Raw genomic sequence first — 21,010 nt, forward strand, 5'->3', positions numbered from 1 at the left:
CCAGCGGTGCACCCGGCACGCGCTGGAGTCAGCCCCGCAGGCCGGCGAGCGCGAGCACGCCGCTCAGGTCGACGCGGTCGATCGCGACATCCGCCCGCGCCCGCACCACGGGCTTCGCACAGAACGCCACGCCGAGGGCGGCCCGATCGAGCATCCGCAGGTCGTTGGCACCGTCGCCCACCGCGATCGTTCGCGAGAGCGGCGTGCCGGACGATTCGGCCCATTCCTCGAGCGCGCGCCGCTTGGCCTCGGCATCGACGACATCGCCGAGCACATGGCCGGTGAGCCGCCCGCCGTCGACCTCGAGCCGGTTCGCCCGGCAGAAGTCGAGGCCGAGTCGTTCGGCCAGCGGGTCGAGGAGCTCGTGGAACCCGCCGGACACGACGCCGACGCGGCCACCGGCGGCGTGCACGCCGTCGATGAGGTCCCGCACGCCGGGGGTCGGCGTGAGCCGGCCGCGCGCGGCGTCGACCTCGCCGACCGGCAGCCCCGCGAGGGTCGCGACGCGTTCGCGCAGGCTCGCCGCGAAGTCGAGCTCGCCGCGCATGGCGCGTTCGGTGACCGCGGCGACGTGCTCGAGGCTCCCGGCCGCCTCGGCGAGCAGCTCGATCGCCTCCTCGCGGATGAGGGTCGAGTCGGCGTCGAGCACGACGAGCAGGCCGCCTCGGCGGCCGGACGGCGCGGCCGTCACGCGGTGGCCCGCACGTGCGAGCCCTTGCCCACCACGGTGATGCCGCTGTCGGTCACGACGAAGCCCCGCGCGAGGTCCTCGGCTCGGTCGATGCCGATGTGCGCGCCCTCCTCGACGACGACCTCCTTGTCGAGGATGGCGCGTCGCACCGTTGCACCGGCCTCGATGCGGGCCCGGTCGAACAGGATCGAGTCCGACACGTTGGCGCCCGAGCCCACGATGGCCCACGGGCCGAGCACGCTGCGCTCGACGTGCGCCCCGGAGATCACCGACCCGAGCGAGACGATCGAGTCGATGACGGTGCCGAGCGAGCCGCGCGCGTCGCGCGTGAACTTCGCCGGCGGCGAGTTCACCTGCTGGCTGAAGATCGGCCACTCCTGGTTGTAGAGGTTGAAGACCGGGAGCACCGAGATGAGGTCCTGGTGCGCCTCGAAGAACGAGTCGATCGTTCCGACGTCGCGCCAGTAGTACCGGTCGCGGTCGGTCGACCCCGGCACGTCGTTGCGCTTGAGGTCGTACACGCCGGCGTTGCCCTGCTCGACGAAGGCGGGGATGATGTCACCGCCCATGTCGTGGCTGGAATCGGTGCGCTCGCCGTCGCGCAGGACCGCGTCGATGAGCGCGTCGGCGTTGAATACGTAGTTGCCCATCGAGGCGAGCACCTCGTTGGGGGAGTCGGGCAGGCCCTCGGGGTCGCTCGGCTTCTCGAGGAAGCGGTGGATGCGGTCGGGGGACTTCGGGTCGACCTCGATGACGCCGAACTGGTTCGCGAGCGAGATCGGCTGGCGGATGGCGGCGACCGTCGCCTCGGCGCCCGAGTCGATGTGGGCCTGGATCATCTGGCTGAAGTCCATGCGGTAGACGTGGTCGGCGCCCACGACGACGATGATGTCGGGCTGCTCGTCGTAGATGAGGTTCAGGCTCTGGAGGATCGCGTCGGCCGATCCGGAGAACCACCGCTTGCCGAGTCGCTGCTGGGCCGGCACCGAGGCGATGTACGAGCCGAGCATGCCGTCGAGCCGCCACGTCTGCGAGACGTGGCGGTCGAGGCTGTGGGACTTGTACTGGGTGAGCACGACCATCTGACGGAGCCCCGAGTTCACGAGGTTCGACAGTGCGAAGTCGATGAGCCGGTACTGCCCGCCGAAGGGGACGCCGGGCTTGGCGCGGTCCTCCGTGAGGGGCATGAGGCGCTTCCCCTCGCCGCCCGCGAGGATGATTCCGAAGATCTTGCGCGTCGCCACCATGTGCCCAGCGTAGTCAGCACCGCGTCGGCTGGGGCAGGAGGTTGACGGCGAATGACCCCGTGGGGCTAACGTTGCCGCATGCGAGTCGACCTCCTCACCCGCGAGTACCCGCCGGAGATCTACGGAGGCGCCGGCGTGCATGTCGCCGAGCTCGTGCGGGCGCTGCGCCGCGACATCGATGTGCAGGTCCGCTGCTTCGGGGGATCGCGAGACGAGGCGAGCACGACCGCGTACGCAACGCCGGCAGAGTTCGCCTCCGCGAACGCCGCGCTGTCGACCATGGCCGTCGACCTGCTGATGGCCCAGGATGCCGCGGGCGCCGACCTCGTGCATTCCCACACGTGGTACGCGAACTTCGCGGGCTTCACCGCGAAGCAGCTCCACGGCGTGCCGCACGTCGTGACGGCGCACAGCCTCGAGCCGCTGCGTCCGTGGAAGGCCGAGCAGCTCGGCGGCGGCTACCGCGTCTCGAGCTGGGTGGAGCGCACGGCGTTCGAGGACGCCGACGCGGTGATCGCCGTGAGCGACGGCATGCGTCGCGACATCCTGCGCTCGTACCCCGGCATCGATCCCGAGCGCGTCTCGGTCGTGTACAACGGCATCGACCTGACCGATTGGAAGCCGAACGACGACCCCGACCAGGTGCGCGCACTGGGCGTCGACCCCGACCGGCCGTCGATCGTCTTCGTCGGGCGCATCACCCGGCAGAAGGGCCTGCCGTACCTGCTGCGGGCCGCGCGCGTCCTGCCGCCCGAGGTGCAGCTGGTGTTCTGCGCCGGTGCACCCGACACCCCCGAGATCATGGCCGAGGTGTCCGGGCTGGTCGCCGAGCTCGGCCGCACGCGCGAGGGCGTCGTGTGGATCGAGCGGCACCTGCCGCGCAACGAGCTCACCGCCCTCCTCACCGCGGCGACGTGCTTCGTGTGCCCGTCGGTCTACGAACCGCTCGGGATCGTGAACCTCGAGGCGATGGCGTGCGGCGCGGCGGTCGTCGGCACGGCCACCGGCGGCATCCCCGAGGTCGTCGACGACGGCGTCACTGGCGTGCTCGTGCCCATCGAGCAGCACGAGGATGGCACCGGGACGCCGCTGGACCCCGAGAAGTTCGTCGCCGACCTGGCCGACGCGCTGACGCGGGTCGTGAGCGATCCCGCGCGGGCCCGAGAGATGGGCGCCGCGGGGCGCGTGCGCGCCGAGCAGCACTTCGCGTGGGACGCGATCGCGAGCGAGACGCGCGCCCTCTACGAGCGGGTGCTCGCGGGTCGCTGACCCCTCCCGGGGTGCGCGGAGGGGTGCCATCCGTCCCACTAGCATGGAACGCATGGCGTCTACGGTTCTGCAGTTCCAGCACGTGTCGGTGGTCCGCGACGGCAACGCGATCCTCGACGGCATCGACTGGAACGTCGAATCCGACGAGCGCTGGGTGGTCCTCGGCCCGAACGGCGCCGGCAAGACCACGCTGCTGCAGATCGCGGCCGCAGCCATGCACCCGACGACCGGTTCGGCCGAGGTGCTCCAGGAGTCGCTCGGCAAGGTCGACGTCTTCGAACTGCGACCCATGATCGGCTTCGCGTCGACCGCGATGGCACGTCGGATCCCGAAGAACGAGACCGTCCTCGACGCCGTGCTCACCGCGGCCTACTCCGTCACCGGCCGGTGGAACGAGGAGTACGAGGCGATCGACGATCGTCGTGCACAGCGCGTGCTCAAGGAATGGGGCCTCGAGGGCTTCGCGGGCCGCCGTTTCGGCAGCCTCTCCGACGGCGAGCAGAAGCGCGTGCAGATCGCGCGATCCGTGATGACAGACCCCGAGCTGCTGCTGCTCGACGAGCCCGCGGCGTCGCTCGACCTCGGTGCGCGCGAGGAACTCGTCGCACTCCTCGGCGGATACGCGTCCTCACCGTCCTCGCCCGCGATCGTGATGGTCACGCACCACGTCGAGGAGATCCCCGAGGGCTTCACGCACGCGTTGCTCCTCGCCGACGGCAGGATCCGCGCGGCCGGCCCGATCGCCGAGGCGTTGACCCCCGAGACGCTCAGCGAGACGTTCGGCATGCCGATCGAGCTCACCGAGCGCGACGGCCGCTACACGGCGCGCCGCCAGGCAGCCTGAGCCGCACCAGATCCCAGCCTCTGCTAGACTTCTGTTTTGGCCCGACGGCCGACACGCTTCCCTGCCCAGAGGCGGGGCGAACCCATCATCCGATCAGCAAGGACTCTTCATGAAGGCCGACATCCACCCCGCCTACAACGCCGTCGTCTTCCGCGACCTCGCCTCGGGCGCCACGTTCCTCACCCGCTCGACGGTGTCCAGCGACAAGACGATCGAGCTCGACGGTGAGACCTACCCGGTCATCGACGTCGAGATCTCGTCCGAGTCGCACCCGTTCTACACGGGCAAGCAGCGCATCATGGACTCGGCGGGCCGCGTCGAGAAGTTCAACAAGCGCTTCAAGAACTTCGGCGCCTAAGACGCCACCACGAAGGGCGCGCGACTCCGGTCGCGCGCCCTTCGTCATGCCGCCGACGCACCGCCCGGATTCAGGCCTCGTTCACGCCTCGGGAGACGGCGATGCGGTGATGTAGCCGGTCGCCCAGTCGATCGCCGCGAGCTGCGCCTCGTGCGGCGTGGAGCGGCCGGCATCGAGCGCGGCGCCGATGTCGATCAGCTCGCGAGCGCCGACCGAGTCGGCGCGATCGCCCACGAGCGCTCGCGCCCGGTCGAGGAGCTCGCGCACCGAGATGCGATCGTGCAGCAGCAGCGCGCCGAGCTCGCGCAGCGCCAGCCGCGTGGTCTCGGGCGCGGCGGCATCGGGCATCTCGAGCCCGAGCTCGTCGAATGCGCGGCCCAGGGCGGCGCGGATGTCCCACGGATCCTCCGCGTCGGACATCCCGGCGAGCTCGCGGAGCGCCGCCGAGTCGGCCCCGGCGACGATGAGGTCGACGGCCGCCTCGAGCACGGGATCGACCGGGGTGTCGCCGAGGATCCACAGCGCGCTCGCGTCAACGAGCGCCTCGGTCTCCGAACGGTTCACGCGGGCTGGCTCCATGTGCCAAGGATTCCACGACGGCGCGCGATGCGCGACGGCCTCAGCGCAACGGCCAGGCGCCCGACGTGGTGAACTCGGGCTCGCCGTTGCGCCGGCGCCAGTCCTGGTAGCTCTCGGCCTGCTGGCGGCTCCAGTCGACCTGGCGTGCGTGCAACTCGGCGATCGCGCACGCCGCGAGCTCTGGGAATGCCCGAGCGATCGCCTGCGCGACGCGCCCTGCCGCGATGGCATCGGCGCCCGCGTCGTGCGCGGCCAGCAGTTCGACGCCGTAGTGCTCGCACGCCGCGGTGAGCGTTCGCTTGCCCGACCGGTACCGGTCGACGGCCTTGTCGATCACGAGCGGATCGACGACCCAACCCGGACCGCGGAACGGCTCGTGCCCGTACCGCTCGGCCTCGTACCGCAGGAGCGAGAGGTCGTATGCGGCGTTGTACGCCACGATGGGCAGGCTCCGAGCCGCGACCTCCCGCAGTGTCGCGATGATCTCGCCGACCGCGCGTGCGGCCGCGATCCCCTCGAGCCGCGCCCGCTCGGTGGTGACGCCGTGGATCAGCGTCGCGGCCGTCGGGATCTCGACACCGGGATCGACGAGCCACTGCCGCTGCTCGAGCACGTCGCCCTCGGGCCCGATGACGCCGACGTGCGCGGTCACGACCCGGCACGTGTCGATGTCGATGCCGGTGGTCTCGAGATCGAAGACGGCGAGGGTGTCGGCCCAGGCGGCGGGGGAGTGCTCCATGCCGGTCACGGTATCCGCGTCCCCCGACAGCGCTCAGGTGGCGCGCCGTAGGATGACTGCGATGATCGCCTCACCGTACGCCGACGACCTCGCGCGCATCCCGGTCCGCGAACACCGCGCCCTCGTGCACGGCAGCGACACCGCCTGGTGGGAGTACGGCGACCCGGGGGCACCCACGATCGTCATGGTGCACGGGTTCCGCGGCGACCACCACGGGCTCGAGCCGATCGTCGCGAAGCTCCAGGGCTACCGACTGATCGTGCCCGACCTGCCCGGCTTCGGCGCCTCATCGACCTTCGCCGCGGGCGCGCACGACATCGACGGATATGCGGCCTGGCTCGCCGAGTTCGTCGGGGTGTGCGGGGCGTCGGATGCCGCGGCGGCCGGCGGCAGCGACGGCTTCGCCCTGCTCGGCCACTCGTTCGGTTCCATCATCACGGCTGCGGCGGTCGCGGCGGGCCTGGCGCCGCGCGAGCTCGTGCTCGTCAACCCGATCGGCGCGCCGGCGCTCGAGGGTCCGCGGGCGATCATGACGCGTCTCGCGGTGGGCTACTACCGGGCCGCCGCCGCGTTGCCCGAGAAGCTCGGCTTCGCGCTCCTGCGCAACCGGGTCATTGTCCGCGTCATGAGCGTGACCATGGCCAAGACGGAAGAGCCCGCGCTCCGCCGCTTCATCCACGACCAGCACGACCGGTACTTCTCTGCGTTCGGCGACCGGGACGCCGTGCTCGAGGCATTCGAGGCATCCGTCAGCCACGACGTGCGCGAGTACGCGCCGTCGATCGCGGTGCCCGTCCTCCTGGTCGTGGCCGAGCAGGACGACGTCACCCCGCTCGCCGCACAGCGTCGCCTGCAGCCCCTCTTCGACGACGCGACGCTCGCGGTCATCCCCGGAGTGGGGCACCTGATCCACTACGAGACGCCCGCCGAGGCGGCCGGGCACATCCGGGTGTTCCTCGAGGGGGAGCGCCCGTGAGGCTCGTGTTCGACTGCCGCTACGTGCGCATCGACCACCACGACGGCATCAGCCGGTTCACCGCAGCCCTCGTGGGCGAGATCGGCCGGCGCCATCCGGTCACGATGCTCATCAGCGACCACCGGCAGCTCGCGAAGCTGCCGGCGCTGCCGTGGGAGCTGGTCAGCAGCCCCACGAGCCCGCGCGAACCCTGGGTCGCGCGACAGGTGCGCAAGCTGAAGCCCGATGTCGTGTTCTCGCCCATGCAGACCATGGGGTCGTGGGGGCGGAACTACGGGCTCGTGCTCACGCTGCACGACCTCATCTACTACGAGAACCGCACGCCGCCGCGCGACCTGCCCGCGTTCGTCCGCGGGTTGTGGCGGCTCTACCACCTCGCGTGGTGGCCGCAGCGGATCCTCCTGAACCGGGCCGACGCGGTCGTGACCGTGTCCGAGACGAGCGCCGGCCTGATCCGGAAGCACCACCTGACGAAGCGCCCGCTCTCCGTCGTGCACAACGCGGCCGATGCCCTCGGCACGCCCGATCTGCCGCGGCGCCGGCCGGCGGGCAAGCGGCTCGTGTACATGGGCTCGTTCATGTCGTACAAGGGCGTCGACACGCTCGTGCGCGCCGTCGCGACGCTGCCCGATCATGAGTTGCACCTCATGAGTCGCATCTCCGACGAGGAGCGCGGCCGGCTGACGCGCCTCGCTCCCGAGGCGCGACTCGTGTTCCACGACGGCGCGACCGATGCCGAGTACGCCGACGTGCTCGCGAGCGCCACCGCACTCGTGACCGCCTCGAAGGCCGAGGGGTTCGGCATCCCGCTCGTCGAGGCGATGCGTCTGGGAACGCCGGTCGTGGTGACCGACATCCCGATCTTCCGCGAGATCGGCGGTGACGCGGCCGTGTACTTCCCCGCCGACGACGCGCCGGCGGCGGCGCGAGCGATCGCCTCGCTCGACGAACCCGGCGAGTGGGAACGGCGCTCCGAGGCATCCGCCGAGCTCGCCGCTCGGTTCACCTGGAGCGAGTCGGCCGAGAAGCTGCTCGCCCTGCTGCTCGAGGTGGGCGGAGCGAGCGGCCGCGCGGCCCACGCCCGCCGCTGATCAGGCGGGCGCCTCCCCGGCGAGGTCGGCGACGCCGATCGCGTCGACGTCGGAGCACACCACCTGCAGTCGCGTGCCGGTCACGAGCAGCTCGTGCACCGAGCCGTTCGCGACGGCACCGCTCGGCAGTGATCGCCGCTCCCAGAGGTGCAGCAGCACCGATTGGATGACGCCCCCGTGGGTGACCGCGACGACCGCACCGCCCGGATGGCGCGCCGCGAGCCGCAGCAATGACGGCACCGCGCGCGACACGACCGAGACGCGGGACTCGAGTCCGGCGATCGGCACCGCCCGCGCCTCGAGTGCACGGCGCTCGGAGGATGTGAGGCCCTCGAGGGTGCCGTGGCGCCGTTCGGCGAGGTCGTGCTCGAGATCCGGCGCCGGCAGGCCGAGACCGTCCGCGATGATCTCCGCCGTCTCCCGGGCGCGTGCCAGGGGGCTCGTCACGACGGCATCCCACCCGAGCGGGCCGAGACGCGATGCGGTCGCGCGCGCCTGCCGGCGCCCGGTCTCGTTCATCGGGATGTCGGTCGATCCCTGAATGCGTCCCTGGCGGTTCCAGTCGGTCTCGCCGTGACGGACGAGCGCGATCGTGGCGGCCGTCGACGCGTCGACGACCGGCCCCGCGGCATCCGGATGCCGCCAGAGGCGGACGATCATGCGACGAGCGCCTCCGCCATCGCGGTGAGCGTCTCGGTCGCGCCCGCGTCGAGCTTCACGGTCGCGCGACTGTCGCCCTTGGTGATGCCGCGATTGATGACGATGATCGGCACGCGCCGGCGGCGGGCGATCTCGAGCAGTCGCACGCCCGAGTTGACCACGAGCGACGAACCGGCGACCAGCAGCACGTCGGCGCCGTGCACGAGCGACGCGGCCTGGCGGAAGACCGGGGTCGGCACGAACTCGCCGAAGAACACGACGTCGGGCTTGAGCAGGCCGCCGCACACCGTGCACGCGGGGATCACGATGGCGTCGGGGTCGTCGACGTCGACGTCGCCGTCGGGGTTCGGCCGGATCGCGACCTCGAGGTCGATGTGGGGGTTGAGCTGCTCGAGCCGGTCGGCGACGGCCTGACGCGCGAACACCTGCCCGCACGAGAGGCACAGCACGCGATCGGACGCACCGTGCAGCTCGACCACGTGGGTGCTGCCCGCGCGTCGGTGGAGGCCGTCGACGTTCTGGGTCACGACGCCCGACACGACGCCGCCCTGCTCGAGCGCCGCGAGGGCGAAGTGACCGGCGTTCGGCTCGGCCGTACCGAAGTGGCGCCACCCGAGGTGGCTGCCGGCCCAGTAGCGCTTGCGGGCGCTCTCGGACGAGAGGAACGTCTGGAACGTCATCGGCGTGCGCACCGGCGCGCCCTCGCCGCGGTAGTCGGGGATTCCCGAGTCGGTGCTCACACCCGCGCCGGTGAGCACGGCGACGCGAGACCCCCGCATGAGCCGGATCGCCTCGTCGAGCAGCATGTCGGACGGAGCCGGCGCCTCGATCCCAGTGACCACGGGCACTCCCTTCGACGGTGCTGTGATTCTAAACGCCCGGCTTTTCGAGAATGTTTCCAGAACCGGCAGGCTGGAGGCATGCGAATCGAACACGTCCGCGACGCGACATCCGACGCCGTCGCTGACTACGCCCGGTTGACGGATGTCGCCCTGCGCAGCATCACCGAGCCGGAGCGCGGCATCTTCATCGCCGAATCGGCGAAGGTCATCCGCCGTGCGATCGACGCCGGCTGCACGCCGCGCTCGGTGCTGATGGAGGCGAAGTGGCTGCCCGGGCTCGAGGCCGCGCTCGCCCCGTTCGACATCCCCGTGCACCTCGCCGACCCCGCCCAGCTCGAGACGATCACCGGGTACCGCGTGCACCGCGGCGCGCTCGCCGCGTTCGAGCGACCCGTGGTGTCCGACCCGGCCGACCTGCTCGCGACCGCGCGGCGCGTCGTGATCCTCGAGGACATCGTCGACCACACCAACGTCGGCGCGATCTTCCGCTCGGTCGCCGCCCTCGGCGCCGACGCCGTGCTCGTCACCCCGCGCTGCGCCGACCCGCTCTACCGCCGGAGCGTACGCGTGAGCATGGGCACGGTGTTCCAGGTGCAGTGGACGCGCCTTCCCGAATGGGCCGAGGCGCGCGCCCTGCTCACCGCCCACGGCTTCCGGGTGGCCGCGCTCGCCCTCGCCGACGACGCGGTCACGCTGCGCGAACTCGCCGCCGAGCCGCCCGAGCGGCTCGCACTCGTGCTCGGCGCCGAGGGCGACGGGCTCTCGCGACAGGCGCTCGCCGCGGCCGACACGGTCGTCACGATCCCGATGGCGCACGGCGTCGACTCGCTCAATGTCGCGGCCGCTGCTGCCGTGGCGTTGTACGCACTTGCAGAGGTGGGCTCGATATCCTGCAACGGATGACTCGTACCCTCGATCCGGCACCGCCTCCGGCGGCCGCACCCGCGGCCGCGCCCAGCCCGCGTCCCTCCGCGCGGGTGTACCGACGTCGCCGGATCGTCGTGTTCGGCACGCTCGGGATGCTCCTCGCGGGCCTCGTCGGCGGGGGAGCCTACGCGATGACCACGCTCAACGCGCCGATCCCGGCGGCCGCGCCATCCGTCATCGACCCGGCGCCGATCGTCGCCCCGCCGCAGGTGGTCGATCAGCCCGACTTCGGGGCGTGGGCGGTCGGCGCGGTCGGCTTCGACGGAGCGCTTGCGGCCGGGAACGACTCGACCGCGATGCCCATCGCGAGCATCGCCAAGGTCGTCACCGCACTGGTGCTGCTCGAGAAGCAGCCGATCCCGGCGGGCGAGAGCGGTCCCGACATCCGGTACACCGATGCCGACGTGGCGATCTACTGGGACATGATCGCCCAGAACGGTTCGGTCGCGCCGGTCGCCGCCGGAGCGACGCTAAGCCTCAAGGAGAGCCTCGAGGCCATGCTCCTGCCGTCCGGCAACAACTACGCGATCTCGCTCGCGATCTGGGGCTTCGGGTCGGTCGACGCCTACGTGGAGCGGGCGAACGCGTGGGCGGCCGAACAGGGACTCACGTCGCTCCGCATCGCCGACCCGAGCGGCCTCTCGCTCGAGAACACCGCGACCGCGGCCGACCTCGTGCGACTCGGCGAGCTCGCGCTGCAGGATGCCACGCTCGCCGAGATCGTCGCGACGCAGCAGGTGGACATCCCCGAGCTCGGCACGCTCAAGAACTCCAACAGGCTGCTCGGCACGCACGGTGTCGACGGCATCAAGACCGGCACGACGGACGACGCGGCCAACCTGCTGTTCTCCACCGACGTCGCGGTCGGCTCGTCATCGATCACCGTCGTGGGCGTGCTGCTCGGCGGCGCGAACCATCCCGCCGTGCGCCAGGCGATCGCCGAGATGATCGACACGATCGCGCCGGGCTTCCACGAGGTCGTGGCGATCGAGGCCGGCACCGAGGTCGCGACGTACGCGACACCGTGGGGCGACACGGCCTCCGCGCGCACGGCCGAGGGCGCGACCGTCGTGGTCTGGTCCGACACCCCGGTCGACGTGGCGGTCACCGCCCAGCCGATCACGCTCGCCGCCGACGGCGCGGACGTCGGCACCGCCGTCGTCACGGCCGGGACGCAGCGGATCGAGGTGCCCATCGTGCTCGACGGCACGGTCGACGACCCGGGCGCCTGGTGGCGCCTCACGAACCCCGGCGGACTCGACGCGGACTAGCTAGTCGCCCTCCGCGATCCGCTCGATCGGCTCGTCGGCGCCCGCCGCGTACGGACCCGCAGCGGGCCGCTTCGCGGTGACGAAGTCGCCCGACGACTGGTGCCGGATCCGACGGACCACCCACGGCACGAGGTACTCGCGCGCCCAGGAGAGGTCCTCGGTGCGGGCCGCCCGCCACGAGCGCAGGGGAAGCGGCTCGGGCTTCATGGGCTCGAGGTCGTTCTCGACGTTCAACGCGCGCAGCACCATCCGCGCCACCTCGTGGTGCCCGAGCGAGTTGAGGTGCAGCCGGTCGCGGTCCCACATGCGCTGGTCCTGGATCTCGGCGAGCGCCCACTGGTCGGCGACGATGCAGTCGTGCTTCTGCGCGATCGCGCGGAGGTTCTCGTTGTAGATCGCGACCTTGCCGCGGATGCCGCGGAACACGGGGGAGAAGCCCACGTCGACGCCCGTGAACAGCACGATGGTCGCACGGTCCCGCGAGAGCCGCTCGATCGCGTACTCGAACCGCGCCGAGATCTCGTCGGGGTCGGTCCGCGGGCGGATCACGTCGTTGCCGCCGGCGGAGATGGTGATGAGGTCGGGACGCAGCTCGAGGGCGGACTCGACCTGCTCGTCGATGATCTGCTGGATCAGCCGACCCCGGATCGCGAGGTTGGCGTAGGCGAAGTCCTCCGTGCCCTGCGAGAGCACCTCGGCGACCCGGTCGGCCCAACCGCGGTGGCCGCCGGGCGCGCTGGGCTCGGGATCGCCGATGCCCTCGGTGAACGAGTCGCCGATCGCGACATATCGCGACCACGGATGCTGCTGGGTGACCATCCCCCCATTCTGCACAGTCCGCCGAGTGGAGCGTTGTCGGTCCGCTCCGGTAGCCTCCCATCCAGTGAGCACAGCGACCCCCTCCGGCCATCACCTGCCGGGCACCTCGGCCGCCGAGCACCTCTCACCGTCGTTCCCCGCCCGCGCGCCATGGGGCACCGCGTCCAAGCTGCGCGCCTGGCAGGCCGAGGCGCTCGACCGGTACTTCGAGACCGAGCCGCGCGACTTCCTCGCCGCTGCGACGCCCGGCGCCGGCAAGACGACGTTCGCGCTGCGGCTCGCGGCCGAGCTCAGGGCGCGACGCACGATCGACCGCGTCACCGTGGTCGCGCCGACCGACCACCTCAAACGGCAGTGGGCCGATGCAGCGGCGCGCGTCGGAATCCGGCTCGACCCCGGATTCCGCAACGCCCACGGCCGCGTGGCGCGCCACTTCCACGGCGTGGCCGTCACGTACGCGCAGGTCGCGATCCGGCCCGCGCTGCACCGCGAGCTCACGCTGTCGGGTCGCACGCTCGTGATCCTCGACGAGGTGCACCATGGCGGCGACACGCTCTCGTGGGGCGACGCGATCCGCGAGGCCTTCGAGCCGGCGACCCGCCGTCTCTCGCTCACGGGCACGCCCTTCCGCAGCGACACCGCACCGATCCCGTTCGTGCACTACGAGCCCGACGCGCAGGGCATCCGGGTGTCGAGCACCGACTACGACTACGGATACGGTCGCGCCCTCGCCGACGGCGTGGTGCGCCCCGTCATCTTCATGGTCTACGCGGGCAGCATGCGCTGGCGCACGAAGGCCGGCGACGAGATGGAGGCCCGCCTCGGCGAGGATGCGACGAAGGACATCCACTCGGCCGCGTGGCGCACGGCGCTCGAGCCGACGGGGGAGTGGATCCCGTCGGTGCTGCAGGCGGCCGACCGCCGGCTCACCGAGATCCGCCAGTCGATCCCCGATGCCGGCGGTCTCGTGATCGCGACCGATCAGTCCGTGGCGCGCGCGTACGCCGAGATCCTCGAGCGCACCTGCGGCGAGAAGGTGACCGTCGTGCTCTCCGACGAGAAGGAGGCGTCGGCGCGGATCGAGGAGTTCTCCGCGGGCACGAGCCGATGGATGGTGGCGGTCCGCATGGTGTCCGAGGGCGTCGACGTGCCGCGGCTCGCCGTGGGCGTGTATGCGACGAGTTCGTCGACACCGCTGTTCTTCGCGCAGGCGATCGGGCGCTTCGTGCGCGCCCGGCGCCGCGGCGAGACGGCGTCGGTGTTCCTGCCGAACGTCCCCGTCCTCATGGCGCTCGCGTCCGAGCTCGAGCGGCAGCGCGACCACGCGCTCGACCGCCGCTCGGGCGACTACGACGATCCCGGCCTCGACGACGGCCTGCTCGAGGCCGCGAACCGCGACGAGAAGGGCTCCGACGAGCTCCAGGACGAGTTCACGTGGCAAGCGCTCGGTTCCGATGCGACGTTCGACCGGGTCGTCTACGACGGCACCGAATTCGGGACGTTCGCCGAGCCCGGCAGCGACGAGGAGCTCGACTTCATCGGCATCCCCGGCATCCTCGATCCCGACCAGGTCGCCGAGCTGCTTCGGCACCGCCAGGCGCGTCAGGCGCGTCGAGCGTCCGACCGGCGCAAGCACGTGGCCGCAACGGAAGGTGACGACGGCGGCGCCGGCGGCTCGACCGAGCCCGTCGCGCTCTACCGGACCCTGAAGGAGCAGCGCTCGCTGCTCAACAGCCTCGTCGGCCTCTACGCACGGCAGACCGGTCAGGCGCATTCGCTCGTGCACGCCGAACTGCGTCGCGCGTGCGGCGGCCCCGACGTGGCGCACGCGACCGTGACCCAGTTGCAGGCGCGGATCGAGCTGCTGCGCCGCCGATTGTCCGGACGCTGAGCCCGTGACGGCTCGGCGTAGCATGACGCGCATGGACCGGCGGATGCGCGTGCTCGTCATCGCGATCATCGTCGCCTTCATCGCGTTCCTCGACGGGGCGGTCATCAACATCGCCCTGCCCGCGCTCGAAGCCGACCTCGGCGGCGGCCTCGCCCTGCAGCAGTGGGCGGTCGACGCCTACCTGCTCACGCTCGGCTCGCTCATCCTCCTCGCCGGCTCGCTGTCCGACTCGTTCGGGCGGCTCCGCATCCTCCGCATCGGGCTCGTCGGCTTCGGTGCGACGTCGCTCGTGTGCGCGATCGCGATCGACGGCGGGATCTTCGTGGCGGGGCGGGCGCTTCAAGGTGCGGCGGGTGCGCTCCTCGTTCCGAGCTCGCTCGCGCTCATCATCGCGACCTTCCCCTCGGCCGAGCAGGGCCGGGCGATCGGCCGCTGGACGGCCTGGACCACGAGCGCATTCCTCATCGGGCCGATCCTCGGCGGTGCGCTCGTCGACCTCGTCTCGTGGCGGCTCGTGTTCGCGATCAACGTGCTGCCCATCGCGGTCGCGCTCGTGATGCTCCATCCGCTGGGCCGCGACGAGCCCCATGTCGTTCGCGCCCGGATCGACTGGCTCGGCGCCGCGCTCGGCGTCGTCGGCCTCGGCGGCACGGTCTTCGCGCTCATCGAACAGGGGCGTCTCGGCTGGGGCGACCCGCTCGTGTTCGTTCCAGCCGTCGTCGGAGGGATCTCGCTCATCGCGTTCGTCGTGTGGGAGCGACGCGCGCCCGAGCCGATGCTGCCGCTCTCGCTGTTCCGCGCGCGGAACTTCGCCGCAGGCAACCTCGCGACGTGGTTCATCTACGCCGCGTTCTCGCTGGGGCTGTTCGCCCTGCCGATCTTCCTGCAGCAGGTCGGCGGGTTCAGCGCCACCCTCGCGGGCCTCGCCACGTTGCCGCCCACCGTGATGATGGTGCTGCTCGGCTCGCGGTTCGGCGCGCTCGGCGGTCGCTACGGACCGCGGATCTTCATGACCCTGGGGCCCTTCGTGATCGCGGCGGGCTACCTGCTCACCCTGCTCATCGACCTGCCCGTGCAGTACTGGTGGCAGGTGTTCCCCGGCATGGTCATCGTCGGGCTCGGGATGGCGATGACCGTCGCGCCGCTGACGGCCGCGATCCTCGGAGCCGTCGATCCGGCTCGCGCCGGCATCGGCTCCGCGGTCAACAACGCCGTCGCGCGCATCGCGGGGCTCGTGTCGATCGCCTCCATCGGCGTCGTGGTCGGCGACGCGCTCGACGTCGAGGGCTACCGACGGGCGGCCATCGCGACGGCCGTGCTGCTCGTCGTCGGCGGCGCGGTGTCGTGGATCGGCATCCGCAACCCCGCGCCGCCCGACGGCGGCAGAGATCAGCCGGCGTCGACCGACGCCGAACGTTCCGCGGCGGCCGGCTCCGATGCGGCGAGTGCAGGGGAGCGGCCGAGGTCCTGAGGCTCGGCCGCCGCGTCGAGCGCCGACATCAGGTCGGCGGTGAGGTCGTCGAGGTGCTCGAGCCCGATCGAGAGGCGGACGACGCCGCCGTCCGGCTTGGCGTGCGCGGCGACCGGGCGGTGCGTGAGCGAGGCCGGGTGCTGCACCAGGGAGTCGACTCCGCCGAGCGACACGGCGTGGGTGACGAGCCGGCACGCTTCGGTGAACCGGCAGGCGGCGTCGTAGCCGCCCGCGAGTTCGAGCGCGATGATCGATCCCGGCCCGGCGAGCTGGCGCCCGATCAGCCCCTGCGGGTCCTGTCCGGGCAGCCCCGGGTACCGAACTCGCGCGACGGCGGGGTGCGCCTCGAGGCGCACCGCGAGCGCGGCGGCCGTCTCCTGCTGCGCTCGCACGCGCACGGGCAGCGTGCGGATCCCGCGGTGCAGCAGGTACGCACCCATCGGGTGGAGGAGTCCGCCGGTGAGCGCGCGCACGCGTCGCAGGCGCTCCACCCACTTCGTCGGGCCGGCGACCACGCCGCCCATGGCGTCGCCGTGTCCGCCCAGGTACTTCGTCGCGCTGTGCAGCACGAGCGTCGCGCCGTGCTCGATCGGGCGCTGGAGCACGGGCGTCGCGAAGGTGTTGTCGACGAGCAGCGGCACGCGCCCCGCGGCATCCGCCACGCGCCGGAGGTCGAGCAGCTCGAGCGTGGGGTTCGCGGGCGTCTCGACGACGACGAGGCCCGTGTCGGGTCGGATGGCGCTCGTGATGCCGTCCACGTGGGTCCAGGTCACCTCGGTGCCGAGCAGCCCGCTCTCGAGGACGTGGTCGCTGCCACCGTAGAGCGGCCGGACCGCCACGACGTGCGGGGTGCCGGCGGACACGGTGGCGATGAGCGTGGCGGCGAGTGCCGCCATCCCGCTGGCGAATGCCACCGCGCCCTCGGCGCCCTCGAGGTCGGCCAGCGCCGACTCGAAACGCGCGACGCCCGGATGCCACAGGCGCTGGTACACGGCCGAGCGCCCCTCGCCGAGCGAGCCGCCGGTGGCGAGCTCCTCATACGACAGGCCGCCGTTCTCGACGTCGCCGAGCGGGTTCGTCGTGGAAAGATCGATCGAGGGGACGTGCGAGCCCTGCTCGCGCACCCCCTCCATCCCAGCGTGGACGGCACGGGTCTCGAGGTTCGACATCGGTGTCAGCATGCGGCAAATGAAGCAGAATCTGTCACAGGGCTCAAGTTGACCCGCAGACTCTTGCAAGATGGCTCAGGTCGGCGCAGGATCTTCGCAACGCGCGGAAGGAACGAGAACATGGCGCAGAAACCCGAACTCGATCGAGTCGACCGCGCGCTGCTCGCCGCCCTCTCGAAGAACGCGCGCGCCTCGGGCGCGGCCCTCGCCGCCGAGGTCGGCGTCGCCGAGTCGACGGTCTCCCTGCGGTTGCGACGACTGCAGAGCCTCGGCACCGTGCGGGGCTATCGCGTCGACGTCGACCTCGTCTCACTCGGGGTCTCGCTGCAGGCGCTCATCGCGGTGCGGCTCGTCAAGCACGACCGCAGCGAGATCGATGCGTTCCGCAATGCGGTGCCCCACCTGCCCGGCGTGCTCGGTGTGTTCCACATGGCCGGCGCCGAGGACTACCTGCTGCACGTCGCGGCGCGCGATGCCGAGGAACTGCGCGAGTTCGTGCTCGCGCACCTCACGGGCCATCCGGCCGTCGCGCACACCGAGACGAACCTGATCTTCGAGCACGTCGACGGCGACGGCTGGCAGCAGCTCGTCGGCTGACCGCGGGACCCGGCCGGCTCCGGCGTTCGGCGTTCGGCGTTCCGAAATGCTGCCAATCCCGCGGATCCGGCCGGTGCGCGCCATCCGGTTCGCTAGCCTTTCGGAGGCCCCGCGGGGCCGGACGCGACGAGGCGGGCGCTCGGAGCGACAGCATCGCGACGGCGGCCCGCGACCCTATGGAGCACCATGACCGCCGATCAGCCCACTGCCACGCCGGCCGACCGCGCACGCTGGAAGCGGTACCTGGCCGCCGAGCGCGCTGAAGGCGCGGTGTATCGCGAACTTGCCGCGCGCCGCGAGGGCGAGGAACGCGAGATCCTGCTCGCCCTGGCGGCCGCCGAGGGGCGCCACGAGGCGCATTGGCTCGCCCTGCTCGGCGACGACGACCGCGGTATCCCGCGCGCCGACGTCCGGACCCGGCTGCTGGCTGGACTCGCGCGCGCGTTCGGCTCGATCTTCGTGCTCGCGCTCGCGCAGCGAGCGGAGGCACGATCGCCCTACGCCACCGATCCGCACGCGACCGCGGCGATGGCCGCCGATGAACGCATACACGGCGAGGTGGTGCGCGGGCTCGCCGCCCGCGGCCGTCGGCGGCTCGCCGGGACGTTCCGCGCGGCGGTGTTCGGCGCGAACGACGGGCTGGTGTCGAACCTCGCGCTCGTGCTCGGCATCGGCGCCACCGGGGTTCCCGCGCCGGTCGTGCTCTTCACCGGCATCGCCGGCCTGCTCGCCGGGGCCCTCTCGATGGGCGCGGGCGAGTACGTCTCGGTCCGCTCGCAACGGGAGCTGCTCGAGGCGTCCGCCCCCGACCCGACCGCGCGCGAGGCACTCGGCGACCTCGACCTCGACGCCAACGAGCTCGCACTCGTCTACCGGGCGCGCGGCATGGCCGAGGACGACGCGATCGAGCAGGCGGCACTCGTGCTGGCCCGCGTGCAGGCCGCCGGGCGCACGCCCGCACCGACCGACGCGATCGGCACCGTCGAGCACGACGACGAGGCCGTCGGCACGGGCATGAGCGCGGCGATCTCGAGCTTCCTGTTCTTCGCATCCGGCGCGCTCATCCCGGTGCTTCCGTGGCTGCTCGGGATGTCGGGGCTCGCCGCCATCGTCACCGCGACCGTGCTCGTCAGCATCGCGCTGCTGCTCACGGGCGCGACGGTGGGATTGCTCTCGGGTGCGTCGCCGCTCAAGCGGGCGTTGCGACAGCTCGCGATCGGGCTCGGCGCGGCCGCAGTCACCTACCTGCTGGGCCTCGCGTTCGGCACCACGATCGGCTGAGGCGGCCGCGATTCAGGCGCTGCTCGGCGCGGTCACGAAGTCGATGAGCTCCTCGACCCGACCGAGAAGGGCCGGCTCCAGGTCGCCGTACCCGCGCACCTGGCCGAGGATGCGCTGCCAGGCGCGCGCGATGTCGGCCTGCTCGGCGTGCGGCCAGCCGAAGGTCGCGCACACGCCGTGCTTCCACGAGGTGCCGCGAGGGATCTCGGGCCAGGCGTCCCGGCCGATCCTGGCGGGCTTCACCGCCTGCCAGATGTCGATGTACGGGTGCCCGACCACGAGCACGTGCCCACGATGGCGACCCCGCATGACGGCGTCCGCGATCCGCTGCTCCTTCGAGCCGGGAACGAGGTGGTCGACGAGCACGCCGACACGGCGTCCGGGCCCGGGACGGAACTCGTCGAGCACCTCACCGAGCAGGTCGACGCCCTCGAGGTACTCGACCACGACGCCTTCGACGCGCAGGTCGGCACCCCAGATCTTCTCGACGAGCTCGGCGTCGTGCCGCCCCTCGACGAAGATGCGGCTCGGGAGCGCGACCTTCGCGGGTCCGGCCTCGGTCGCGAACGAGCCGGACGCGGTCCGGAGCCGACCCTTCGGTGCGGCCGCGGCGGGTGCGACGAGCCGCACCGGCTCGCCGTCGACGAGGAAGCCGAGGCCGAGCGGGAACATGCGCGTGCGCCCGTGGCGGTCCTCGAGCGTCACCGTCTGCTTCTCGACGCCCACCACGGCGCCGCAGTAGCCGTCGGCGGCGAGCTCGACGACGAGGTCGCGGGTCGCTGCAACCTCGGGGATGGTGCGGCGACCGGCCGCACGCCAGTCGCCGGCGAGCACGTCGTCGCTGTAGCGATCGGGTCCGAAGCGGTCAGCGGTCGAGGGAGGCACCGCACGAGGCTAGCCGAGCGTCGGTGCTCGGCCCGGACGACACGACGGCGTCACGAGTCGTGCCGTGGGAGACCGACGCGCATTCACGGATCCTGGGTCGTCACCGGCTGAGGACGCGCGCCGCCCGCGAGGCGGAGCGTCCAGACCGCACCGATCGCGGCGATCGCCGCAGCGAGCCCGAACGCCCAGGGGATGCCGTACGGTGCGGCCACGAAGCCGAGGAGGATCGGCCCGATCCCGAGTCCGAGGTCGATGGCGGCACTCGCTGTTCCCGACGCGAGCCCCCGCTCCGACGGCGCCGCCGTCGCGAAGACCGCGGAGAAGAACGCGGGCGTGCTGAAGGTGACGCCGAGGGCCATGACCGCGATACCGAGCACGAACCCCCATGGATCCTGCCAGAGCGCCGCAAAGATCAGGCCGGTCGCGATCGTGCCGAGGGCGGCCGCCGCGAGCGGCAGCGACGGCAGCCGGTCGGGCAGGCGGGCGAACGCGATCCTGCAGACGACCACGATGCCCCCGTACGCGAACAGCGCCAGGCTCGGATCGGCGAGGCCCACGCGTCGGGCGTGCAGGGACGCGAAGGCGAGGAACCCGCCGACGGCGGCGAGGGACGTGAGGAAGCCGATCGACACCGGGATGGACGGCCGGTGGAGGATCCGGAAGGGTCCGTCGTGCTCCGTCGACGACGGACGGGTCTCGCCGACGATGAGCACGAGCGCGGCCGCGAGCAGCGCGAGCCCGGAGGCGCCCAGCCAGGCCGCGGGGTAGCCGAGGTTCTCGAGCAGTGCCTCGCCGAGCAGCGGACCGAGCGCGATGCCGAGGTACAGGCCGAGCGAGTTGTACGAGAGCGCTTCGCCGATCCGCTCGGTCGGAGCGATGTCGGCGAGTGCGGCGAAGCCCGCGACGAAGAACGCGGCCTCGGCGACACCTGCGGCCAGTCGGAGTGCGATGATCGCGACGAGGTCCGTGGCGACCGCGGTCGCCGCCAGGCAGGCGGCGGCGAGCAGCGCACCGCCGACGAGGAGCGGTCGACGGCCGAACCGGTCGGCGAGCCGGCCCGCGAAGGGCCTGAGGACGAGGGCGGACACCGCGAAGACGCCGAAGGCGATGCCCGCGGCGACCTCGTCGTGCTCCAGCGGTCCGGTCACGTACAGCGGCAGCACGAAGATCGCCACGCCGGTCGCGGTGAAGTAGGCGAGGTCCCCGACCGTGAGGGCGATGAACGTGCCGGTGAACAGCGGTGCGCGTGCGGCCCCGATCACGATGCACACCCCCTCGCGATCGGTGCGCTCCGCACCGATCGTCCGGGTCGCGCTCAGCGTACCGCCGGGCGTATGCCGCGGCATCCGCCGATGGCTAGCTGTGATGTCCAAGGACGTTGCTTCGTGAATCGCGTGTGATCT

At 72.0% G+C, this 21,010-nt stretch carries 21 protein-coding genes; 11 read left to right on the forward strand and 10 right to left on the reverse strand.

The window, feature by feature from the left end; translation table 11 throughout:
- Nucleotides 1–28: 28 nt before the first annotated feature.
- Nucleotides 29–691: a phosphoserine phosphatase SerB gene (gene serB / locus BLT99_RS05635; RefSeq protein ID WP_229724633.1), complete on the reverse strand. Its 663-nt coding sequence runs from the start codon at nucleotides 689–691 to the stop codon at nucleotides 29–31.
- The gene (gene glgC / locus BLT99_RS05640) at nucleotides 688–1,938 is read right to left on the reverse strand and encodes a glucose-1-phosphate adenylyltransferase (RefSeq protein WP_092670008.1); all 1,251 of its coding nucleotides are present in this window, start codon (nucleotides 1,936–1,938) and stop codon (nucleotides 688–690) included. The genes serB and glgC overlap by 4 nt, the downstream gene beginning before the upstream one ends.
- Before the next feature lie 78 nt (nucleotides 1,939–2,016).
- On the opposite strand from glgC, the gene glgA reads away from it, so the two are divergent.
- The 3 genes from glgA (at nucleotide 2,017) to BLT99_RS05655 (ending at nucleotide 4,409) form a co-directional block, all read left to right on the forward strand.
- Nucleotides 2,017–3,207 carry a glycogen synthase gene (glgA, locus tag BLT99_RS05645; protein ID WP_092670010.1) on the forward strand — a complete coding sequence of 397 codons (1,191 nt, stop codon included), beginning with the start codon at nucleotides 2,017–2,019 and terminating at the stop codon, nucleotides 3,205–3,207.
- A gap of 52 nt (nucleotides 3,208–3,259) precedes the next feature.
- A complete protein-coding gene (locus BLT99_RS05650; protein WP_092670012.1) occupies nucleotides 3,260–4,051 on the forward strand; it encodes an ABC transporter ATP-binding protein in 792 nt (263 codons plus the stop codon).
- A gap of 109 nt (nucleotides 4,052–4,160) precedes the next feature.
- Nucleotides 4,161–4,409: a type B 50S ribosomal protein L31 gene (locus BLT99_RS05655; protein ID WP_092670014.1), complete on the forward strand. Its 249-nt coding sequence runs from the start codon at nucleotides 4,161–4,163 to the stop codon at nucleotides 4,407–4,409.
- An 81-nt stretch (nucleotides 4,410–4,490) separates the two neighbouring features.
- On the opposite strand, the gene BLT99_RS05660 is transcribed toward BLT99_RS05655, so the two are convergent.
- Entirely contained in the window at nucleotides 4,491–4,988 is a 498-nt protein-coding gene (locus BLT99_RS05660) for a hypothetical protein (RefSeq protein ID WP_092670016.1), read from the reverse strand.
- Nucleotides 4,989–5,028: 40 nt separating this feature from the next.
- Entirely contained in the window at nucleotides 5,029–5,727 is a 699-nt protein-coding gene (locus BLT99_RS05665; RefSeq protein WP_092670018.1) for an exonuclease domain-containing protein, read from the reverse strand.
- 52 nt (nucleotides 5,728–5,779) lie between these two features.
- Here BLT99_RS05665 and BLT99_RS05670 point away from each other — a divergent pair, with 52 nt between their 5' ends.
- Nucleotides 5,780–6,703 (forward strand): alpha/beta fold hydrolase, encoded by a 924-nt coding sequence (locus tag BLT99_RS05670; RefSeq protein ID WP_092670020.1) that lies wholly within the window; start codon nucleotides 5,780–5,782, stop codon nucleotides 6,701–6,703.
- On the forward strand, nucleotides 6,700–7,794 hold the full coding sequence (locus BLT99_RS05675; protein WP_092670022.1) for a glycosyltransferase family 4 protein: 1,095 nt from the start codon (nucleotides 6,700–6,702) through the stop codon (nucleotides 7,792–7,794). The genes BLT99_RS05670 and BLT99_RS05675 overlap by 4 nt, the downstream gene beginning before the upstream one ends.
- Here BLT99_RS05675 and BLT99_RS05680 read toward each other — a convergent pair whose 3' ends face one another.
- Together BLT99_RS05680 and BLT99_RS05685 are read right to left on the reverse strand one after the other, a co-directional pair.
- Entirely contained in the window at nucleotides 7,795–8,454 is a 660-nt protein-coding gene (locus BLT99_RS05680; RefSeq protein ID WP_092670024.1) for a histidine phosphatase family protein, read from the reverse strand.
- Nucleotides 8,451–9,260 carry a Sir2 family NAD-dependent protein deacetylase gene (locus BLT99_RS05685; protein WP_092675695.1) on the reverse strand — a complete coding sequence of 270 codons (810 nt, stop codon included), beginning with the start codon at nucleotides 9,258–9,260 and terminating at the stop codon, nucleotides 8,451–8,453. Before BLT99_RS05685 ends, BLT99_RS05680 begins: the two co-directional genes overlap by 4 nt.
- Before the next feature lie 114 nt (nucleotides 9,261–9,374).
- Between BLT99_RS05685 and BLT99_RS05690 the strand changes: the two genes are divergently transcribed.
- Both BLT99_RS05690 and BLT99_RS05695 read left to right on the forward strand, forming a co-directional pair.
- Nucleotides 9,375–10,199: a TrmH family RNA methyltransferase gene (locus BLT99_RS05690; protein ID WP_092670026.1), complete on the forward strand. Its 825-nt coding sequence runs from the start codon at nucleotides 9,375–9,377 to the stop codon at nucleotides 10,197–10,199.
- Entirely contained in the window at nucleotides 10,196–11,494 is a 1,299-nt protein-coding gene (locus BLT99_RS05695; RefSeq protein WP_092670028.1) for a D-alanyl-D-alanine carboxypeptidase family protein, read from the forward strand. Before BLT99_RS05690 ends, BLT99_RS05695 begins: the two co-directional genes overlap by 4 nt.
- Here the strand turns inward: BLT99_RS05695 and BLT99_RS05700 are convergent, their stop codons facing one another.
- Nucleotides 11,495–12,313, reverse strand: a complete 819-nt coding sequence (locus BLT99_RS05700; RefSeq protein ID WP_092675698.1) for an SGNH/GDSL hydrolase family protein — start codon at nucleotides 12,311–12,313, stop codon at nucleotides 11,495–11,497.
- 64 nt (nucleotides 12,314–12,377) lie between these two features.
- On the opposite strand from BLT99_RS05700, the gene BLT99_RS05705 reads away from it, so the two are divergent.
- Both BLT99_RS05705 and BLT99_RS05710 read left to right on the forward strand, forming a co-directional pair.
- The gene (locus BLT99_RS05705) at nucleotides 12,378–14,204 is read left to right on the forward strand and encodes a DEAD/DEAH box helicase (protein ID WP_229724630.1); all 1,827 of its coding nucleotides are present in this window, start codon (nucleotides 12,378–12,380) and stop codon (nucleotides 14,202–14,204) included.
- Between the two features lie 22 nt (nucleotides 14,205–14,226).
- Nucleotides 14,227–15,675: an MFS transporter gene (locus tag BLT99_RS05710; RefSeq protein ID WP_092670032.1), complete on the forward strand. Its 1,449-nt coding sequence runs from the start codon at nucleotides 14,227–14,229 to the stop codon at nucleotides 15,673–15,675.
- Here the strand turns inward: BLT99_RS05710 and BLT99_RS05715 are convergent.
- Nucleotides 15,594–16,844: a trans-sulfuration enzyme family protein gene (locus BLT99_RS05715; protein ID WP_197675526.1), complete on the reverse strand. Its 1,251-nt coding sequence runs from the start codon at nucleotides 16,842–16,844 to the stop codon at nucleotides 15,594–15,596. The genes BLT99_RS05710 and BLT99_RS05715 overlap by 82 nt on opposite strands.
- Nucleotides 16,845–16,964: 120 nt before the next feature.
- On the opposite strand from BLT99_RS05715, the gene BLT99_RS05720 reads away from it, so the two are divergent.
- Entirely contained in the window at nucleotides 16,965–17,441 is a 477-nt protein-coding gene (locus tag BLT99_RS05720) for an Lrp/AsnC family transcriptional regulator (RefSeq protein WP_092670036.1), read from the forward strand.
- A 186-nt stretch (nucleotides 17,442–17,627) separates the two neighbouring features.
- Nucleotides 17,628–18,722 (forward strand): VIT1/CCC1 transporter family protein, encoded by a 1,095-nt coding sequence (locus BLT99_RS05725; protein ID WP_092670038.1) that lies wholly within the window; start codon nucleotides 17,628–17,630, stop codon nucleotides 18,720–18,722.
- 12 nt (nucleotides 18,723–18,734) lie between these two features.
- Here the strand turns inward: BLT99_RS05725 and BLT99_RS05730 are convergent, their stop codons facing one another.
- Together BLT99_RS05730 and BLT99_RS05735 are read right to left on the reverse strand one after the other, a co-directional pair.
- Nucleotides 18,735–19,607 carry a DUF3097 domain-containing protein gene (locus BLT99_RS05730; protein ID WP_092670040.1) on the reverse strand — a complete coding sequence of 291 codons (873 nt, stop codon included), beginning with the start codon at nucleotides 19,605–19,607 and terminating at the stop codon, nucleotides 18,735–18,737.
- Between the two features lie 83 nt (nucleotides 19,608–19,690).
- A complete protein-coding gene (locus BLT99_RS05735; protein WP_092670042.1) occupies nucleotides 19,691–20,953 on the reverse strand; it encodes an MFS transporter in 1,263 nt (420 codons plus the stop codon).
- Nucleotides 20,954–21,010: the final 57 nt, after the last annotated feature.

Origin of the sequence: Agromyces flavus (assembly GCF_900104685.1) — a bacterium.
GTDB classification, from domain to species: domain Bacteria; phylum Actinomycetota; class Actinomycetes; order Actinomycetales; family Microbacteriaceae; genus Agromyces; species Agromyces flavus.

Excerpts from the sequence above, each read along its gene's own strand:
- glgC (WP_092670008.1), bottom strand. The coding sequence starts at position 1,938 with ATGGTGGCGACGCGCAAGATCTTCGGAATCATCCTCGCGGGCGGCGAG.
- glgA (WP_092670010.1), top strand. The coding sequence starts at position 2,017 with ATGCGAGTCGACCTCCTCACCCGCGAGTACCCGCCGGAGATCTACGGA.
- BLT99_RS05650 (WP_092670012.1), top strand. The coding sequence starts at position 3,260 with ATGGCGTCTACGGTTCTGCAGTTCCAGCACGTGTCGGTGGTCCGCGAC.
- BLT99_RS05655 (WP_092670014.1), top strand. The coding sequence starts at position 4,161 with ATGAAGGCCGACATCCACCCCGCCTACAACGCCGTCGTCTTCCGCGAC.
- BLT99_RS05660 (WP_092670016.1), bottom strand. The coding sequence starts at position 4,988 with ATGGAGCCAGCCCGCGTGAACCGTTCGGAGACCGAGGCGCTCGTTGAC.
- BLT99_RS05665 (WP_092670018.1), bottom strand. The coding sequence starts at position 5,727 with ATGGAGCACTCCCCCGCCGCCTGGGCCGACACCCTCGCCGTCTTCGAT.
- BLT99_RS05670 (WP_092670020.1), top strand. The coding sequence starts at position 5,780 with ATGACTGCGATGATCGCCTCACCGTACGCCGACGACCTCGCGCGCATC.
- BLT99_RS05680 (WP_092670024.1), bottom strand. The coding sequence starts at position 8,454 with ATGATCGTCCGCCTCTGGCGGCATCCGGATGCCGCGGGGCCGGTCGTC.
- BLT99_RS05685 (WP_092675695.1), bottom strand. The coding sequence starts at position 9,260 with ATGCTGCTCGACGAGGCGATCCGGCTCATGCGGGGGTCTCGCGTCGCC.
- BLT99_RS05690 (WP_092670026.1), top strand. The coding sequence starts at position 9,375 with ATGCGAATCGAACACGTCCGCGACGCGACATCCGACGCCGTCGCTGAC.
- BLT99_RS05695 (WP_092670028.1), top strand. The coding sequence starts at position 10,196 with ATGACTCGTACCCTCGATCCGGCACCGCCTCCGGCGGCCGCACCCGCG.
- BLT99_RS05700 (WP_092675698.1), bottom strand. The coding sequence starts at position 12,313 with ATGGTCACCCAGCAGCATCCGTGGTCGCGATATGTCGCGATCGGCGAC.
- BLT99_RS05710 (WP_092670032.1), top strand. The coding sequence starts at position 14,227 with ATGACGCGCATGGACCGGCGGATGCGCGTGCTCGTCATCGCGATCATC.
- BLT99_RS05715 (WP_197675526.1), bottom strand. The coding sequence starts at position 16,844 with ATGTCGAACCTCGAGACCCGTGCCGTCCACGCTGGGATGGAGGGGGTG.
- BLT99_RS05720 (WP_092670036.1), top strand. The coding sequence starts at position 16,965 with ATGGCGCAGAAACCCGAACTCGATCGAGTCGACCGCGCGCTGCTCGCC.
- BLT99_RS05725 (WP_092670038.1), top strand. The coding sequence starts at position 17,628 with ATGACCGCCGATCAGCCCACTGCCACGCCGGCCGACCGCGCACGCTGG.
- BLT99_RS05735 (WP_092670042.1), bottom strand. The coding sequence starts at position 20,953 with ATGCCGCGGCATACGCCCGGCGGTACGCTGAGCGCGACCCGGACGATC.